At 59.1% G+C, this 17,775-nt stretch carries 18 protein-coding genes; 11 read left to right on the top strand and 7 right to left on the bottom strand.

Annotated features, from left to right (window positions below):
* Positions 1 to 11 precede the first annotated feature (11 nt).
* Complete coding sequence (locus M017_RS0116060; RefSeq protein WP_031499149.1) at positions 12 to 1,724, top strand: hypothetical protein; 1,713 nt, start codon at positions 12 to 14, stop codon at positions 1,722 to 1,724.
* Positions 1,725 to 1,744: 20 nt separating this feature from the next.
* A complete protein-coding gene (locus M017_RS0116055; RefSeq protein WP_238325923.1) occupies positions 1,745 to 3,007 on the top strand; it encodes an APC family permease in 1,263 nt (420 codons plus the stop codon).
* On the opposite strand, the gene M017_RS0116050 is transcribed toward M017_RS0116055, so the two are convergent.
* Positions 2,983 to 4,023 (bottom strand): LLM class flavin-dependent oxidoreductase, encoded by a 1,041-nt coding sequence (locus tag M017_RS0116050; protein ID WP_031499147.1) that lies wholly within the window; start codon positions 4,021 to 4,023, stop codon positions 2,983 to 2,985. The two genes, M017_RS0116055 and M017_RS0116050, sit on opposite strands and share 25 nt — an antisense overlap.
* Before the next feature lie 128 nt (positions 4,024 to 4,151).
* Between M017_RS0116050 and M017_RS0116045 the strand changes: the two genes are divergently transcribed.
* Positions 4,152 to 4,370, top strand: coding sequence for a DUF433 domain-containing protein (locus M017_RS0116045; protein WP_031499146.1), 219 nt, complete (start codon positions 4,152 to 4,154; stop codon positions 4,368 to 4,370).
* Between the two features lie 107 nt (positions 4,371 to 4,477).
* On the opposite strand, the gene M017_RS27825 is transcribed toward M017_RS0116045, so the two are convergent.
* Positions 4,478 to 4,888, bottom strand: a complete 411-nt coding sequence (locus M017_RS27825) for an ester cyclase (protein WP_162179951.1) — start codon at positions 4,886 to 4,888, stop codon at positions 4,478 to 4,480.
* A 249-nt stretch (positions 4,889 to 5,137) separates the two neighbouring features.
* Here M017_RS27825 and M017_RS0116035 point away from each other — a divergent pair, with 249 nt between their 5' ends.
* From M017_RS0116035 to M017_RS27820, 6 genes are all read left to right on the top strand, one after another.
* Positions 5,138 to 5,518: a hypothetical protein gene (locus M017_RS0116035; RefSeq protein WP_155121442.1), complete on the top strand. Its 381-nt coding sequence runs from the start codon at positions 5,138 to 5,140 to the stop codon at positions 5,516 to 5,518.
* A 6-nt stretch (positions 5,519 to 5,524) separates the two neighbouring features.
* Positions 5,525 to 6,085, top strand: coding sequence for an RNA polymerase sigma factor (locus M017_RS0116030; protein ID WP_031499143.1), 561 nt, complete (start codon positions 5,525 to 5,527; stop codon positions 6,083 to 6,085).
* Positions 6,078 to 6,359 carry a hypothetical protein gene (locus tag M017_RS26770; protein ID WP_155121441.1) on the top strand — a complete coding sequence of 94 codons (282 nt, stop codon included), beginning with the start codon at positions 6,078 to 6,080 and terminating at the stop codon, positions 6,357 to 6,359. The genes M017_RS0116030 and M017_RS26770 overlap by 8 nt, the downstream gene beginning before the upstream one ends.
* A gap of 162 nt (positions 6,360 to 6,521) precedes the next feature.
* A complete protein-coding gene (locus M017_RS0116025; protein ID WP_031499142.1) occupies positions 6,522 to 7,064 on the top strand; it encodes a hypothetical protein in 543 nt (180 codons plus the stop codon).
* Positions 7,065 to 7,071: 7 nt separating this feature from the next.
* Complete coding sequence (locus M017_RS0116020) at positions 7,072 to 7,686, top strand: hypothetical protein (protein WP_031499141.1); 615 nt, start codon at positions 7,072 to 7,074, stop codon at positions 7,684 to 7,686.
* Positions 7,687 to 7,713: 27 nt separating this feature from the next.
* Positions 7,714 to 9,999 (top strand): PQQ-dependent dehydrogenase, methanol/ethanol family, encoded by a 2,286-nt coding sequence (locus tag M017_RS27820; protein WP_051670224.1) that lies wholly within the window; start codon positions 7,714 to 7,716, stop codon positions 9,997 to 9,999.
* 1,195 nt (positions 10,000 to 11,194) lie between these two features.
* Here the strand turns inward: M017_RS27820 and M017_RS0116005 are convergent.
* Both M017_RS0116005 and M017_RS0116000 read right to left on the bottom strand, forming a co-directional pair.
* Positions 11,195 to 11,914: an ABC transporter ATP-binding protein gene (locus tag M017_RS0116005; protein ID WP_238325922.1), complete on the bottom strand. Its 720-nt coding sequence runs from the start codon at positions 11,912 to 11,914 to the stop codon at positions 11,195 to 11,197.
* A gap of 65 nt (positions 11,915 to 11,979) precedes the next feature.
* A complete protein-coding gene (locus M017_RS0116000) occupies positions 11,980 to 12,534 on the bottom strand; it encodes a redoxin domain-containing protein (RefSeq protein ID WP_162179950.1) in 555 nt (184 codons plus the stop codon).
* Between the two features lie 48 nt (positions 12,535 to 12,582).
* On the opposite strand from M017_RS0116000, the gene M017_RS0115995 reads away from it, so the two are divergent.
* A complete protein-coding gene (locus M017_RS0115995; RefSeq protein ID WP_420313860.1) occupies positions 12,583 to 13,098 on the top strand; it encodes a YfiT family bacillithiol transferase in 516 nt (171 codons plus the stop codon).
* Here the strand turns inward: M017_RS0115995 and M017_RS0115990 are convergent.
* Both M017_RS0115990 and M017_RS0115985 read right to left on the bottom strand, forming a co-directional pair.
* A complete protein-coding gene (locus M017_RS0115990) occupies positions 13,095 to 14,477 on the bottom strand; it encodes a M16 family metallopeptidase (protein WP_051670219.1) in 1,383 nt (460 codons plus the stop codon). The two genes, M017_RS0115995 and M017_RS0115990, sit on opposite strands and share 4 nt — an antisense overlap.
* Before the next feature lies 1 nt (position 14,478).
* Positions 14,479 to 15,786, bottom strand: coding sequence for a M16 family metallopeptidase (locus tag M017_RS0115985; protein WP_031499134.1), 1,308 nt, complete (start codon positions 15,784 to 15,786; stop codon positions 14,479 to 14,481).
* A 212-nt stretch (positions 15,787 to 15,998) separates the two neighbouring features.
* On the opposite strand from M017_RS0115985, the gene M017_RS0115980 reads away from it, so the two are divergent.
* Positions 15,999 to 16,985 carry an LLM class flavin-dependent oxidoreductase gene (locus M017_RS0115980; protein ID WP_031499133.1) on the top strand — a complete coding sequence of 329 codons (987 nt, stop codon included), beginning with the start codon at positions 15,999 to 16,001 and terminating at the stop codon, positions 16,983 to 16,985.
* 85 nt (positions 16,986 to 17,070) lie between these two features.
* Here M017_RS0115980 and M017_RS0115975 read toward each other — a convergent pair whose 3' ends face one another.
* Positions 17,071 to 17,739, bottom strand: coding sequence for a PEP-CTERM sorting domain-containing protein (locus tag M017_RS0115975; RefSeq protein WP_031499132.1), 669 nt, complete (start codon positions 17,737 to 17,739; stop codon positions 17,071 to 17,073).
* Positions 17,740 to 17,775: the final 36 nt, after the last annotated feature.

The following is a 17,775-nucleotide window of genomic DNA, read 5'->3' as shown; positions in this document are numbered from 1 at the left end:
ACTAGAACACCATGGCCGACAATCGTCATTTCTATCTCGAAGTCACCTACACCCAGTTTTCCTTCTGTCTCCTCATCACGGAACAGCGCGAATGGCGGCTGATCAATGCCTCGTCCCCAGCCGCCTTTGGCAAAGATCCCAACTGGCAACGCGGCACATTCAAAGAGAGTTGGGGCTCGGCGGTCGAGGGCATGAATGACTTCTACACCAAGGACGGCAGCCTCGTCGCCTTCCGTCTGAGTCACATCAAGTTCCCGCCCGACGTCAACAGCACCCCCTCCTTCTGGCTGAAGCAATTCCACCTCGGAGACTTCTGGGCGAAACAACTCGAGGTCAGCGGCCCCGAGGCGCGCGGCACCTGGGCTCCCATCGCCACCGCCGCCCTCATCGGCGAGGTCAAGCAGCAGGCCGAAGACATGCAAAAGGAGTTCCATGAAATCTGCATCATGCTCGGCCTTGACGTCGCCGCCATGGTCGACCCCACCGGACTGATGAACTTCCCCGCCGCCGTCCAGGCCTCCCGCATGGGCGATTATCTCGGCTGCACCTTCAACCTCCTCGGACTCATCCCCGTCATCGGCAAAGCAGCCAACGCCGCCAAGAACGCCCGCGTCATCCAGCGCCTCAGCTTCCTCACCACCGAACTCGAATTCCTCGATCGCTGGCTCAAGTTCTCCATCAAAGCACTCCGGCGCGGCAATGCCGCCGATACCGGCCTCCAACTCGGCCTCCAGGGCACCACCAGAGCAGTCCCTGCCGCCAAAGAAATCAACGGCCTTCTCAAGCCGCTCCACAACGCCGGCTGGATCCGTTCGCTCGGCCCTGCCGTTGCGGAAGAAATGGGAATCCTCCCCGAGGAACTGAAAGCCTTCCAACGTCTCGCCGAGCAAGGCTATTACTTTGTCGTCCGCGCCTGCAATCCCGAACGGCTCCGCTGGCTCCGTTGGGCCCAGAAAGCCGGCACCCGCATCCTCTCCAAGCCCATGTGGATCAAGTGGAAAACACTCAAGAGGAGCCAAAGCTGCAATGGCCTCGTCGGCATCCTCAAGCTCGACTTCACCTACGCGAACGTCATCGAAAAACTACGCCCCGTCTCCCAAGCCCATCTCCCCTCCGGCTTCCAGCTCCGCTTCCTCGAAAACCTCACGGGACGCTTCCCCAATCCCCCCAAGATCTACCAGGTCATCCAGGACTTCAACGCCGCGGGCATCGACGACGGCGAACGTCTGCTCGACCACTTCCTCGTCGACATGGGCGATTCCTTCGTGCTCGTCGACGCCAAAGGTTGCGCCTACATCGGCGACATCGACATCGTCTCCATCCAGCGCCGCTTGGCCAACGGTGTCTTTGGCCCTCCCGGCTTCAACGTCGGTCCCGCCGCGCAGGCCGGCGTCTACCGTGGCGGCAGCGACTCCGCCGAGCTCGAAAGCTTCTTCAATCAGTTCTTCAAAAGCGTGAACTATCCCAAAGGCTACGATGTCTTCCAGCACGGCGGTCGCGCCGGCACCGCAGGCTTCTTCAAAAAGCTCAAGGAGAACTTCGACATCCTCGGCAAAGGCGCCAAGCCTGGTTGGCATCCTGGCAAGGACTGGGATTCCGAAAAACTCCTCGTCGCCGTCAAAGGCGTCAGCAACACCAACGGCGTCGGCTACGTCAACGGCTGGGACGGGCTCCAGCACTTCCACAATGCCAATCCGATGGGAGACTTCCGTTTCGCCAAATAAAGCAGGCATACACTAGAACATTGCCAGCACTCCGCCGTAGTCTCTCACTCTCTGCCCTGGTCTTCACCGGCATCGTCATGATCCAGCCCACCGCGCCCATGCCGCTCTTCGGAGTCGTGCATGAAACCGCCAAGGGCCACGTCGTCACCACCATTCTCATTGCCATGCTCGGCATGATGCTCACGGCCTTCTCCTACGGGCGAATGGCCGCACTCTACCCACAGGCGGGCTCGGCCTACACCTACGTCGGTAAAGAAATCCATCCCACCTTCGGCTTCCTCGCCGGCTGGTCCATGCTCATGGACTACGTGCTGAACCCCGTCATCTGCACCATCTGGTGCGCCCGCGCGATGACCAACATCTTCGCCGGCGTCCCCGAAGAGCTCTGGCGCATCGCCTTTGCCGGCATCTTCACATGGCTCAATCTGCGCAACATCCAGGCCACCGCGCGCACCAACCAAATCCTCACCGGGCTCATGGGCCTGGTCATCCTCGCCATGCTCTACTGTTCCGCTCGCTACGCGCTCGCCCAACCCGTCGTCTCCTGGACCCGCCCCTTCTACGACCCCGCCACTTTCTCCCTCTCCGCCATCTCCGCCGGAACCAGCCTCGCCGTGCTCACCTACATCGGCTTCGACGGCATCTCTACCTTAGGCGAAGAGGTCATCGACGCCAAGCGCAACATCCTCCGTGGCACGGTGCTCGTCTGCCTGATCATCGGCATCCTCAGCGCGATCGAAGCCTACGCGGCGCAAATCGTCTGGCCCTACGGCGAACCCCTCCCCGACATCGACACCGCCTATGTCCACATTGCAGGCCGCGCCGGTGGCCCCTGGCTCTTCCAGATCGTCAACCTCACACTGATCCTCGCCACCGTCGGCAGCGGCGCAGGCGGCGTTCTTGCCGGGGCGCGATTGATGTATGGCATGGGCAGGGACGGCAGGCTCCCCACCGGCTTCTTCTCCTACCTCCACCCCACCAGCAACATCCCCGCCAGAAACGTGATCCTCATCGGCAGCACCGCCTTGGTCGGAAGCTTCGTTCTCTCCTACCAAAGCGGCGCCGAGTTGCTGAACTTCGGAGCTTTCATCGGCTTCATGGGAGTGAATCTGGCCGCCTTCAAACGCAGCGGTTCCATTCCGGCAAAGCTCGCCGCTCTCGGCGGCTTCCTCATCTGCGCCTTCCTCTGGTGGAACCTGGCCATCCCGTCCAAGCTATACGGTGCAGGCTGGCTTGCCGTCGGCATCCTCTGGTATCTCTATTCCCGGCGCAAGGCGGCCTGAACCACCGGGGCCACCTTCGTCGCCAGCAACTCAATCCCCCGCAGCATCGTCTGGTGCGGCAGCATGACATTGGTCATCTGAAAACTAATGCGCGCCAACCCGCCCAGCGCCTCATCCACGCGCAGGATCTTCTCTGCTACTTCCGCCGGGCTCCCGATAAACAGCGCGCCCTGCGGCGATCGTCCCGCCTCAAACTGCGCCCGGGTCGTCGGGGGCCAGCCCCGTTCTTTGCCAATCGTGGTGAACAAATGCGCAAAGCCCGGAAAGAAATCATCCGCCGCCCGCTGCGAAGTCTTTCCGACAAAACCCGGCACATGCACCCCCACTTTCAAGGCATCCGGGGCATGCCCGGCCTGCCGTCCCGCCTCCCGGTACAAATCAATCAACGGACGAAAGCGATGTGGCTCGCCGCCGATAATAGCCACCATCAGCGGTAGCCCCAAGATCCCCGCCCGCACAAATGATTGCGGCGTCCCACCCACGCCCAGCCAGATCGGCAACTCCTCCTGCAACGGCCTCGGATACACACCCTGGCCGGTCAGCGGAGCCCGGTGCTGCCCGGACCAATGGACATTCGTGTTCTTGCGGATCTCCAGCAGCAAATCCAGCTTCTCAGCAAACAGCGAATCGTAATCCTCAATCGCCAATCCAAACAGCGGATAAGCCTCGACAAAGGAACCCCGTCCCACTACCAACTCCGCGCGCCCTTTCGACAGCAAATCCAGCGTCGCAAAGTCCTGATACACCCGCACCGGATCATCGGCGCTCAATACGGTAACGGCGCTATTCAGCCGGATCCGCCGGGTCCGCGCAGCAGCCCCCGCCAGCAGAATCGTCGGAGCGGAATCGAGAAACTCCCGCCGATGGTGTTCCCCAACACCGAACGAATCAATCCCCGCCTGATCGGCCACCTCGATCTCTTCCATCAGATTCGCGATGCGCTCGATCGGGCTCATCGTCAAACCCGTATTCGGATCGGAAACCACGGCTACGAAGCTATCGATACCAACTTGCACAGTGCCCTCTTTCGATGGATGTCGATAAAGAGACGCGTAAGGCCGGGCAAGTGATCCAACCAAAGGTAAAGGAAGTCCCGTGAGGAAGCCACCGGAGTCACAGGGCATCCCTGTGCGATTCGCAAATCATGAGCTGGCACGATCGGATTCTCGTCGATGCTGGCATTCTCGCCGGAAAGCCGGTGGGAAAAGAGACCAGGCTCGCTGTTGCGTTTCTCCTCGAACTCATCGCCGCCGGCGAATCTGAGCAGAGCCTTCTGGATAACTATCCTGGACTGACGCGGGAAGATCTGTTAGCTTGCCGCGCCTTTGCGAGCGATCGGGCAACCGATCCGCTCCCCAGCTAGATGCGGATTCTCACCGCCAGATCCTGACGACGCAGGGTGAGCAAAAGATTGCACCACGGATTGCGCCTCCGGGTGCAGGTCATCTCAAAGCGGGACAAGCCACCCTCTTACTTCGGCAGAGCAAAGGCTCCGATTTGACTCGCCAGCGCGAGCGAATTGGTGACGCTCCAGCGCTCCACACATCTCTGCCCCTTGAATCGAAGAATCGTCATCCCGGTCACCTGAATCGCCTTGCCCGTCCCATCAATTCCGAGGATCCTGCCGCGGTGAGTGCCGGTCAGTGAGAACCTGACGACGACCTTATCATGAGCCTCGATGATGTCGTCCGCCGCTACGCGGGCGTCAGGAAAGGCCTCCCAAAAAGCGGAGTAATAGCGCTTGACGCTCTCGATGCCCGGGCCAACTCCGTCATATCCGTGAAGCACGATCTCAGGGGCATACAGTTCGAAGTATTGGTCGCGCCTGAGTGGGTCAGCAAAGTGAGCAAGCGCCTTCTCCACGATCTTCCGATTTTGCATGGATGCTCCTTGTGTCCCAGTCTGCGCGCCAAAGACCCCACCAAGAATACGGAAGAGGTCCCGACCTTCGAGGGAGCTGTCGATCATTTTCCAAGGATATCTCCCGGCAAACCGCGCAGCATCTTGCGAACACAGGGATTCGGCCCTGGTGCTGCCGCTGCTTGCGCGCCTCCTGCAGCTTGCGTTTGTTCTTCAAGCCTGCAACCGCTGCCAGCCACACCCTGTCCTAAAGCTGAGGTCAAACCGAGAATGAGCCACACAATTGGAGACGGAATGGTTGCTCTCGCCATCGCGGGCGGCATCCTGGGCTATCTATATTTGAAGCACCAGAGCCGGCAAAGGCGCATGGAGATCATCCATGAAGAACGCATGGCCGCCATGGAAAAAGGAATCCCCCTCCCCGAACTTCCGTTGGATCTCGAGCAGCGATCTCAATCCCCCGATCCCAACCACATCATCCCCATCCTCGGCACCGTACTCACCACTCTTTCCACCGGCGCCATGATCGCGCTCTACTGGAACCTGGACGGCGGCCCCTCACAGGAGATGTGGCTCTCTCCCCTTCCCTTGCTGTTCCTGGGGATCGGCCTGATCGTCTTCCACTTCCTGAAAGCGGCACCTCGGCCTTAACTTCCGGTGGATAGCGATTCCCAACTCGTCACTCGCACACAACAAGGCGACCAACAAGCCTTTGCCGAACTGCTCCGCCGGCACCGCACGCCCGTCTTCCGGCTCGCCCTTTCCATCCTCGGCCGGGAATTTATTCCGGAAGCAGAAGATGTCACCCAAGAGGTCTTCCTCAAAGTGCACCACTCGATCCAGTCCTTTCGCAACGAGTCGGAGTTCAGCTCCTGGCTCTACCGGGTCACCTTCAATCACACCGTCAATTTGAAAGAACGAGTTCGCTTCCGAACTCCACACACAAGCGAAGCGGCCCTCTACCGGACGCAAACGCAAGGGCCCGGCCCCGAGCAGCAACTCCAAAGCAGGCAGCGTGACCAAGCTCTCGCCGAGTGCATACAGTCCCTGCCCGAACTCTACCAGTCGGCCCTGCGCCTCTACTACTGGCTCGGCTCGAGCGTCGGAGAAATCGCTGTCCTCCTCGCCGTCCCCGAGAATACGGTCAAATCCTACTTACACCGCGCACGCCAGCTCCTGCATGGCATGCTCAAAGAGAGAGGACATTCCTGTGACTGAAATGGATCCCTTCCTACGCCGTTCGATGTCCGTGCCCATCCCGGAATTGCCACCGGATTTCGACCAACGCGTGCTACGCCACTTAAAGCAACGCACGCATACAAGAGTCTTACTCACAGCATATGCACTCCTTTCGATTCTCATCTCCGCAATCGTCCTGCGCAGCCAAGGCATGAGCTGGCCTACGGTTTCCCTCGCTACACTCGCGCCTCTCGCGCTGCTTCCCGGCATCCGCGCCCTCCAGAAACAACGGTCACACGCTAACAATAATTAATCTGCAGCAGTTAAGTCATTGACCATTCAAAGCCTCTGAAGCCAAGCCCGATGCAGCCAGGCTCGGAATCTTTCGAGCGCCTGTTACAGTGGAGCCGAGTTACAAGCAGACCCCGCCATCCAAGCGGGGTCTTTTCATTTTCCAGCAAGCGAAGAGGACGCAGTGACGACAGAAGAACAAAACGAAGCCAATCTCGCGGCGCTCCGCCGGGATTGCCAACCCGATTCCGCGCTCGAAGAGGAAGCCTTCGAGCGTTATGCCTGGGCCACTCGTCAGGCCAAGCGCTTCCGGCAAGCCGAAACCGAAGCCGAAGAGAGATACAGCAACGATCCCGGCAATCCCAATCTCCTCTTCCAACTCGAACGAATCCTGAAAATGGCGATCGCCCAGGAGCGCCGCGCCGACCGCGCCCTCAAAGCGCTGCGCGATCTCCAGAAAGACCGCTTCGCGGCCTATGAAGTCCAGGCAGAGCTCCACGCCATGGGCCGCGCAGTCGAAATCCCCAAGAGCCTGCCCGTCACCGAACTCCGCAAATCGAATTTACAGCGAACGAACCCAAATTACCTCGCGCAGTTCCTCCTCTACCAAACCCAGGAACTCAAAGATTTCATGGCCGCGCCGCAAACGGAACCAAACGAAGCCAATCCCTTCGCCCACATGGAAATGGACGAGCTGCGAGACTGGCTCAAAGCCCGAGGCCTCTAGAAAACCCATGAAAATCTACCTCCTCGCCACGCTGCTCCTCGGCGGTTGCGCCGCCCGGCACAGCACCAAATTAGTGCCCCCACAGACACGGGACGCCCTCGCCCAATGGCGCACCGCGATCAACGAAACGCTAGCCAAAGAGCAAGCAACAGACCCAAAACTAAAACGCGACCTCGCAATCTCCTATAGCGAAGCCGCCGTCATGTCGCGCTACGCCGCCATGCGCCAGTCGCTCAGCCGGGGCCGCGCCCTCACGGCAATCACCTTTGAAACACTCTCCCTCGCCGCCACCACCGCCGTCCCCATTTTGAACGGAGCCCGCGGCAAAACCGTCATCGGCGCCCTCGCCACCGGGCTCAGCGGCACCCGGCTCTCGATCGACAACAATCTCTTCCGCAACCAAACCACCGGAGCCATCCTCAGTGCCATGGACACCTGCGTCAGCCGCCAGCGCAATCTGCTCGCCACCAAGCGCAAGCTCCCGCCCGAGGAATACCTCATCTTCGACGCCTATTCCGATCTCGTCAGCCTCTTCGCCTGCACCACCATCGAAGGAGCCGTGCAGGAACTCGGCGAAACCCAAGGCGCCGCCGCCGTCGCCCAACGAAAAGCAAAGCCATGATCCCGATGCCGATATAATTGCAGTCGCTTGAAACTCTCTTTCGCCCTCCTGCTCCCTGTCGCCCTCCTGGCGCAACACGCCCAAACCGACGAAGCCGCAGCGCTCTTCGTCAAGCTCTGTTCGGCGTGTCACGGCGACTCGGGCAAAGGCGGCCGAGGCTCCGATCTCACCACCGGCCAATGGCTGCACGGCAACAGCGACGAAGATCTCCGCCGCGTCATCAACAAAGGAATCCCCGGCACCCAAATGCCCGGCTTCCCTACCTCGGAGGCAGACACCAATCTTCTGATCGCTCACCTGCGCAAGATCAGCGGAGGCATCCAAAAGGAGGTCGCAGGTGATCCCGAACTCGGCCGAGCCGCCTTCTTCGACGAAGCCCAATGCAGCAACTGCCACATGTACGGCGGACGCGGCGGCCTAAGGGCCCCCGACCTCACACGCATCGCCAAGTCCACCACCATCGCCAACCTGCGCAGCTCCATCACCGATCCCGACGCAGACATCAGCATCGGCTACAACAGCATCGAAGCCACCACCAAGTCCGGCAAACTCATCCGAGGCGTCGCCCGCCACGAAGACACCTTCAACATCCAGATCCTCGACAACGCAGAACACCTCTACAGCTTCCGCAAGTCCGATCTCAGCAACCTAAAACACATTGCGACCTCGCAAATGCCCAAGCAGAATCTCCCGGCGCAAACGGTCGACAACATCCTCGCCTTCCTCACCCGCTACGATGCCGCCAAGATCGAGCTCCCCGCCTGGCGTCCCCCAAGCGACTTCAACGTCACTTTCGATCGTCTGAAAAACAGCGCCGCCGAACCCCAAAACTGGCTCACCCACTGGGGCGATTTCGCTGGCACTCATTCCAGCCCCCTCAAATCAATCACCCCGCAGAACGCCGCCAATCTGCGCCCCCAATGGAACTACCAGTTCGGCGCGGGCCTCAATGAAACCACGCCGCTCGTCGTCGACGGCATCATGTTTGTCACCGGCCCCCAGAACAATGCCACCGCCCTCGACGCCCGCTCCGGCAATCCCATCTGGCAGTACAAGCGTCCCCTGCCCAAGATCGCCAGCCACTGCACCGTCATGACCAATCGCGGCTTCGCCATCCTCGGCGACCGTCTGTACATGGCCACCCTCGACGCTCACCTCGTCGCGCTGAACGCCAAAACGGGCAACGTCATCTTCGACGTCGAAGTCGACGACTACCAGAAGGGCTTCTCCATCACCCACGCCCCGCTCGCCATCGACGGAAAGATCATTGTCGGCATCACCGCCGGCGAATGCGCACTCACTGGTTATGTCGATGCCTACGACGCCGCCACCGGCAAGCGTCTCTGGCGCACCCAAACCGTCGCCCAGCCCGGCGACCCCAACCGCGCTACCTGGGCAGGCGATTCCGCCAAATACGGCGGAGCCCCCACCTGGATGACCGGCACCTACGACCCGGCCACAGACACGATTTACTGGGCCACCGGCAACCCCGGTCCCGACTACAACGGAGCCCACCGCGCCGGCGACAATCTCTACTCCGATTCCGTCCTCGCCCTCGATCCCCACACCGGCAAGATGAAGTGGTACTTCCAGTTCACCCCGCACGACACCCACGACTGGGACGCAACCCAAACGCTGGTTCTCATCGATGGAGTGGTCCGAGGCAAGCCCAGAAAGCTGCTCGTCACCGCCCAGCGCAACGCCTTCTACTACGTCCTCGACCGCACGACTGGCGAATTCCTGAACGGGCAAGCCTTCGCCAAGCAAAACTGGGCAAAAGGCCTCGACGACAAAGGCCGTCCCATCGTCCTCCCCAACACCGACCCAACCTCCGCAGGCGTCTATACCTGCCCCGACGCGCTCGGCTCCACCAACTGGGGAGCCCCCTCTTACGACAACGCGACGAAGCTCTTCTACGTCTCGGTCAAAGAGACCTGCGCCACCTACACGAGCGTCGACAAGAGCCCCGTCCCCGGAGAAGGCTTCACCGGAGGAGCGGACAAGATCGATCCCAAAATCGGAGAGCCCGGATTCATCCGGGCCCTCGACGCGACTACTGGCAAATTCCGTTGGGACTTCCCGATCAAGACCGGAGCCCCCTCAACGGGCAACCTGGCGACAGCAGGCGGAGTCCTCTTCGCCTCCAGCGCCGATGGAAACCTGATCGCCCTCGACAGCAAGACCGGTAAATATCTCTGGCACTACCAGACCGGAGCAAAGATCATCACCAGCCCCATGGCCTACGCGGTCGACGGCAAACAATACATCGCCATCGCCGCCCAATCGATGCTCATCACCTTCGCGCTCCCCTAGAGCCTGTCATGAACATTCGAGACGCTGACGGGATGGCCTACCCCAGCTCCGAAAGTGATACCGAACCGACCGAAGTGACGCAGAGCGAGCGATTTTGTGCTGCGGGAGGGACAGCAGACGCAACCAAGCTCGACCACTCTGGATAGCCCGAGCCAGCTCTGATGGTGCGAAGCGATGAAAGGAAGCAAGGACCATATTCTGTCTAAATAGGTACAAGAGCTTCCTATGAGCTGCGCCGTCTCCTGACACGCGATTTCGCAGGCATGCACTTCCTCGCCTTTGCTGGCCTCTTCCTCAAACGTGCACTCCCAGCCTTCAGTCAAATGAATGACAGGCGCTAGATGACAGAGAGAACAATTCGCGAATCGCAACTTGCGCGATAACTCGATGAGACGGCCTGACAATGCAGCCGTTCCTTTCAAGTAGGGATCTTCCGATGGGAGGCGACAGGCCCAGGCTAGCATGTGGTCTGTGCCGGTTGTAGGGAAGAGTGGGCAGAAGCCCATTCGCTGAGTGCTGTTTGAAGGAAGCGTCCCGCCTTGCCATTGGTGCAGATCGTGTAGGGTTTTGTGGAGGGCCCGGAACCGGATTCCAAATCGCGCATAGTAGGCTAGGGCCGCCTGCGGGAACGCGATGGCAAAAGTCCGCTTTTCATTGGCATAGACGGCTGAGAAGGCGATTCGCGAATGATCGTCGATGGCGACGGGAATGCACTCACACCAGTTCCATCCTCCGAGTCGCGGCAATTGCCGGTGACTCGATGGGACGGCCTGACAATGCGGCCAAGTTTCTTGAGCGCTGGACCGGAACCGGGGATCCAGATGCTTCTGGCGAGACGGTGCAACTGCGCGTAGCGGACGGTCCGGCAGGCCGTAACGAGTTTGAAGGTTCCAGGTCGCGGAGCCGGTACGGGCGAGAATTGGCGATCCCCCCGGAGCCAACTGACAAGAACAGTGGATGCACTCAACGACGGTCTTCGTACCAACCAGCGTCTGTTAGATCCCTGCCAAGTCACGCGGTGATAACAACCGATTGAGTCATCACATCTAGCCATGGATCTGCGCCTCAATCCCGAGGTGCACAAGGCAGGTGGTCAATCCAAGCACCCAACACCCGATACCGGTCAGGAGAGCGCAAAATGGGCTGCCCGCAGGCAGCCCATTCGTATCCAACTTAGGTCTCAAAACAGCACTTGCTAAAGCAACCCGTAGCGGCCATTCTTTTCGACCACCTCGATTGAGGCGCCAAACAGCTCACTCATCTTCTTGGTCGTCAGCATCTCGCGCTTCGGCCCATCATCGATGATCTGGCCCGCCTTGAGGAAGGCCACCCGCTCGATCTCAGGAATGATGTCGCTCAGATGATGCGTCACCAGAACAATGGTCTTCCCGTTCCGTGCCTGCGCGCTCACCAGCTCGTTCAGATGGATCTGTGCGGCAAAGTCCAAACTGGTCCCCGGTTCATCGAGCAACAGCGCTTTGGGAGTATGCACCAAGGCGCGTGCGAGCAACACCCGCCGCCCCTCGCCGCTCGACAGTTCATCGGTCCAACGATCGGCAAGATAGCTGACACCCATCTCCGCCAGCGCCGCATCGGCGCGCTCGCGCATCTCGGCGGTCACCTCATGGTAGTGCTCGATCGTGACGCTATTGAAGAAGCCACCCAGTACGAGTTCGCGCCCCTTCACATCCCGCGTCGCCTTCGCCATCCAGTCATTCGAGACAATGCCCAGCCACTGCCGCAGCTCATCGAGATGCCAGCGGTCCCGGCCATAGATCTTCAACCAGCTATCCGGTCGCAGCAACGGATACTCTTCGCGCGTGATCGTCTTAATCAGCGTCGACTTGCCGCATCCGTTCGGCCCCAGAATCGCAATGTGTTCCCCATCTTCAATACGCAAAGAGAGGCCGTTCAAGGCCGGCCTCTCTCCGCGGATCACTGTGATGTTTTGAACTTCGAGAAGTGCTTCGGCCCCTGCCACTAGCTCTTGCCCTTTACCCGTGCGCAGGCGTTAGCTGCTCCACTGATGTCCACTGCCGCGCTGCCTTCCTCGATGTGCACGATTTTGCCTTCTTTATCGATTACGAAAGTCGCGCGATTGGCGATGCCACGGTCCTTCATCAGCACGCCATACGCTTCAGCGGTCTTGCGCGTTGCAAAGTCGCTGCCGAGCGGAGCATTCACCTTCAACATGTGCTCGGCCCAGTAAGCCAGACTCGGGGTGTTGTCCGTCGAGATTCCAATCACTTCAAAGCCCATGTCCTGGAATTTCTTGATCTCGTTCCCATAGGCAGTCATTTCCTTCGTGCAACCGCCGGTAAAGGCAGCCGGGAAGAAGGCAACCACCACGCCACTCTTTCCCTTGTAGTCAGAAAGCTGGAAGCTCTTGGAGGCAGTTGTCGTTGGCACCTTGAAATCAGGAGCGGTATCGCCCACCTTCAAATGGGTCTTGGGAGGAGCAGCGGGTGTCTGCCCCTGTAGCATTGCGGCGGCGCCCACGGCGCCTGCGGTCAGTACAACATCACGGCGTTTCATATTCACTCCTTGCGTCATCGGATACCGATGCGATATCCCATAATGAGAATTATGTCAGACCCCCGTTACCCGATCGGCAAGTTCAGCTTTGTCCCCGTTTCCGATGAATCCGCGCGCCAGGCCACCATCGCCGAGATCCGCGATCTCCCCAAGCACCTGAAGGCTGCCGTGGCCGCTGTGCCGGCCGACAAGCTCGACACTCCCTATCGCGAAGGCGGCTGGACCATCCGGCAGCTCATTCACCATATCGCCGATTCGCACATGAATGCCTTCATCCGCTTCCGGCTGGGCCTCACCGAAGACGCGCCGATGATCAAGCCCTATAACGAGAAACTCTGGGCCCTGCTCCCCGACGCTTCACTGCCCGTCGAGCCCTCGATCGCCATTCTTGAAAACCTGCACCACCGTCTCACCGTCCTGCTCGAACTCACTCCAGCCGACGCCTTCACTCGTGAAGTCGTCCACCCGGAGAACGGAACCATGACCCTCGACCGTCTACTGCAACTCTACGCCTGGCACGGGCTCCATCACGTCGCCCACATCACCAACGCTCCCGTCCACTAGTTCCCGTAGCCGGGCTGGTCGATTTTCACCTCGGTGAACTTCTTGGCATACTTGGCGACGTCTTTGCGAATCTTCGCGGCGTCGCCAATCAAAACATAAACTAACCCTTCTGTTTTGTAATATTTCCGGGCCGTATCGTTTGCTTTTTCGAGGTTAATCGAATCCATCCGCGAGATGAAGTCGTCCACCTCGCCCCGGTTCAACCCATATACCTCCATGTCCGTCAGCACCGTCGAAAGCTGGTCAGCCGTCTCAAGGCTCCGCGTCGGATACTCCCCCTTCACATACGCCTTCGCACTGGCCAACTGTTCCGCATTGATCCCGCTGCTCTGCAGCTTCTCCAACTGCTTTAAGGCAAGATCAATCGCCGGCACCGTCGTTTCCGTCTTGGTGAAAGTACTGATGTAGATTGCGCCCGGAAGCCGATCCATTTGCACGATGCTATTCGCTCCATAGGTCAAACCGCTATCGACCCGCAGCGCGTCGTTCAGCATCGAAGTGAAGCGTCCGCCAAACAGCGTATTCACCAGCTCGAGAGCAGTCCGGTCCGCACTCGTCCGGTCAATCCCCGGCTGCGCGATTGCGAAGTAGGTCTGCGTTGCTCCCGGCAGATCCACCAGCAGCAGCCGCGATTCCTTGCCCGCCACCACCACATCGGGCTTCTTCCACTCATAGGCACTCCCCGCCGGAAACTTCCCAATCAGGCTCGTCATTTGCTCTCGCATCGTCACCGGATTGAAGTCCCCCGCCACCACGACGACAATGTTTTTGCCCACATAGTTCTGCTTCCAGAACCCAAGCACGCTCGCCCGCGTCACCTTGGCCAAGCTCAACTCGTCTCCATTCATCGACCGGCCATAAGGATGTTCCTTGCCAAAGTAGAAGGCCGGAAAGTACTCCCGCAAGGCGCGCTGTGGCTGATCCTTCACCACCTTCACCGCATCGATGCGCTGGGCAATCAATTTCTTTAACTCCTCATCGCTAAACGACGGATGCAAAAGGAGATCCTCGAGCAACACCAAGGCTTTCGCATTGTCCTTTGCCAGGTACTCCATTTGGAAGGACGAGAACTGCTGCTGTGCTCCGGCCTGGACTTCGATCCCCATCTGATCGAGATCGAGACCCACCTTTTCTCTCGAACGGCTCTCCGTCCCCTGTGTCAACATGCTCGCCGTGATCATGGCGAGGCCCTGGAGGCCCGGCGGGTCTGCCTCTGCCCCGCCCTTCACTGCCATGCGAACGCTCACCAGCGGCAACTCCTTCTTTGGCATCAGAATCAGCACCGCACCATTCGGCAGCACCACGCGCTCAAAGGCCGGCATCTTGATTTGCGCCGCTAGACTCGCAACTAGAAGTAGACTCAGAATGATTGCCCGCATCTTATTGATCCTTCACCGGTACCAGCTCCGCGACGGTGCGGTTTCGGGCCATAAAGTACTTCGCCGCCACCCGTTCGATGTCTTCGGGCGTCACAGCCGCAATCCGCTTGTCGTAGTCGAACAGCTTCTCATAGCCGCCGAAGTAGATATCGTATTGACCAAGTAGATTCGCTTTTCCTGCTATCGTCTTGAGCTGTCGATAGAAACCGGCCAAGATGAGGTTGCGCGCCTTGTCGAGTTCCTGCGCACTCACCTTCTCCGTCTTCAGGCGGTCCAGCTCTTCATAGATCGCCGCCTCCACCTTCGCCACCGGCACGCCGCTCCGTGGCTGGGCAAAGATCGAGAACAGCCCCGGATCGAGCTGCATCGGGTTCTGCGCATTCACTTGCAGGGCCAGCTCTTCCTTATCGATCAGACGGCTGGTGAGGCGCGCACTCTTGCCGGCGCTGAGCAGTGCCTCGATCACCGCCAAAGTAGGAAAGTCGGGACTATGCGAGTCGCCGACGTGATAGCCCAACAGCAACATCGGGAGTTGTGCGTTCTTCTCCAGCTTCACCCGGCGTTCACCTTTCTGCTCGGGTTCCTTGGTCCGCACCGGAGGAGGAGGGTCTTGGGATGGAATGGGTTCGAGGTATTTTTTCGCGAGCCCCATCACCTCTTCAAAGCTTGCCGCGCCCACCACAACGAGCGTGCAGTTGTTCGGCGCGTAGCCCATCTTAAAGTGACTCTTGAGATCGTCCATGGTCCAAGCTTCAATGTCGCTGGGCCAGCCGATGACACTCCACTGGTAAGGATGCGCGGTGTAGGCAGCCGCGCCCAGTTGCTCACTGAGAGCACCAATATTGTTGTTATCTACACTCAGGCGGCGCTCACTGTAAACAACCTCACGTTCGCTCTGCACGATCTTGGGGTCGAAGGCCAGATCGCGAATCCGGTCGGCTTCCATATCGAAAGTCACCTCGAGTGCCGTATTCGGAATGAAATCTGTATAGACGGTCAGGTCTTCACTCGTGTAGGCGTTATTCCGGCCGCCGTTCTTCTCCATCACGATGTCGAACTGCTTGGGGCCGTACTTCTTCGCCCCGTTGAACATCATGTGTTCAAAGAAGTGGGCGAGACCGGTTTTGCCGGGCACCTCGTTCCGGCTGCCAATCTTATAGAAGAGGTACATCGCGATATTGGGAATGTCCCGGTCCTCTTCGACAATCACCTTCATCCCGTTCGCCAGCTTGCCGGTTTTAATGGAGACAGGCTCGACCGCATTGAGGATAAGAGCCATCGCTCCAATACCGGAGAGGAGTTTTCTCACCCCTTAATTGTAGGCTGAGCTAGCACTTTCGTCCCCCGTCGGCCAGTTGGTTCCGGACGGACATTGTTCGCGCGCCACGCTTCCATCGGAGGCCGATTGTTTCCAACAAAATTCCGGCGATTGTTGTAGTACTGAGGGATCATCCTAGCGGCAGCTCATTCCCAAAATGAATAGAAGAGACTTCACTCCAGCCAATCGCATCCAACGAAGCAGTGATTCCCTATTCGATTCTTGATCTCTGCCCGATTCCCGCTGGTTCGACTGCCGCGGCTGCGTTCCGGAATTCATTGGAGTTGGCCCAGCACGCCGAGGCGCTTGGCTATCATCGCTACTGGCTGGCCGAACATCACAATATGCCGGGAATCGCCAGCGCCGCCACTTCCATTGTGATCGCGCACATCGCTGCCGGCACCAAAACAATCCGGGTGGGTTCGGGAGGCGTCATGCTTCCCAATCATTCGCCGCTCGTCATCGCCGAACAGTTTGGTACTCTCGCCTCCTTATTCCCTGGACGCATCGATCTCGGCCTGGGCCGCGCTCCAGGCACCGATATGTTGACCGCTCGCGCCTTGCGGCGTTCACTGACCCACCCGGAGAATTTTCCCGATGACGTCGCCGAACTGCAAGCCTGGTTCCTCGAACCGGAGCCGGGTCAGAAGGTACGAGCCGTGCCCGGAGCAGGTCTGGAGGTGCCGATCTGGTTGCTAGGTTCCAGTCTCTATAGCGCGCAACTTGCGGCCGAGATGGGTCTGCCCTTTGCCTTTGCCTCGCACTTTGCGCCCGCTGATCTGCGAGAAGCCTTACGCGTGTACCGGAGCCAGTACCGGCCTTCTGAGGAGCATCCCAGGCCTTACGCCATGATTGGAGTGAATGTGGTGGCTGCCGATACAGATGCACAGGCGCGCTATCTGTTTACTTCGGTGCAACAAGCCTTTACCAATTTGCAGCGTGGGCGGCCCGGCCAGATTCCTGCTCCGATCGATCAGATGGATCCATATTGGACGCCGGAAGAACGGGTGCGGGTGAACCAGATGCTGGCGTCCTCAGTTGTTGGGTCTCCGGAAACAGTGCGAGTTGGTCTCGCCAAGATTGTCGAGACCTATCAGCCGGACGAACTGATTCTCACGGCCCACATCTATGAACAAGCAGCGCGGCTACGATCCTTCGAGTTGATCGTTAGAACCCGGAACGAGCAGTAAGTCCCTCTCGCTGCGGGTCCCGTCGGACTCATCAATCAAAACATGATCCAGTATGGATGTTTTCCAACGGCCTGTACCGCTACAACTAGCGCAGGCGTTGGAGAAATTGAGAACGACGACAGACACCAAAGCCCACCAGCAGCATCGCCACCAAACCGGCGGTCGCCGGCTCCGGAACATTCGACAGCGTAAAGACGCGAACTTCATCGATCGTTAGGCGCGAGGTGGTGGATTTGATGGTGAGTTTGCTGTCGCTGTCAAAGCGGATCGAATCTTCTCCGAGCAGCAGTTCCAAGCCACGCAGAAACTGGATATTGGAATAGGTGTTCGCCGGGTTCCCGTATTGGTCCGTATCTCCAGGGCAGACGGTATTCGGAATCAGACAGGTGCTTCTTCCCGCAACGCCGAGGATGGGAGCACCGAAGTCAAAGGAAGCAGTCTGTTGGCCGAGGAGCAGGCTGCTGCGATTGAAGTGGATCAGCCAGACATCGACAACCGTACCCGCCGGAATCACAGTGAGATCGCCTGGCCAGTAATTGTTGTAGGTGGTTCCAATATCAAGGGTCTCAAGCGTCACAGCGTTCGGAAGAACATAGAAGCTCCGTTCCGGAATCAGAAAGACTTTGCTATTCGAGTTCAAACTTCCAATTTGCAGATCCACAGGGGAGGTGACAATCTCTACATTCGCCGATGTAGTCAGGGTCGCAAAGAGCGATGCCGTTGCAAGAATGAGGAGCGAGAGTACTTTTTTCATTGGGGAACCTTATGTCTTAAGACACACTGCGAGTCT

It is taken from the genome of Bryobacter aggregatus MPL3, from assembly GCF_000702445.1.
GTDB lineage: Bacteria > Acidobacteriota > Terriglobia > Bryobacterales > Bryobacteraceae > Bryobacter > Bryobacter aggregatus.
Note: the sequence above shows the minus strand (reverse complement) of the source record. Positions and strands in the feature narration are given on the sequence as shown.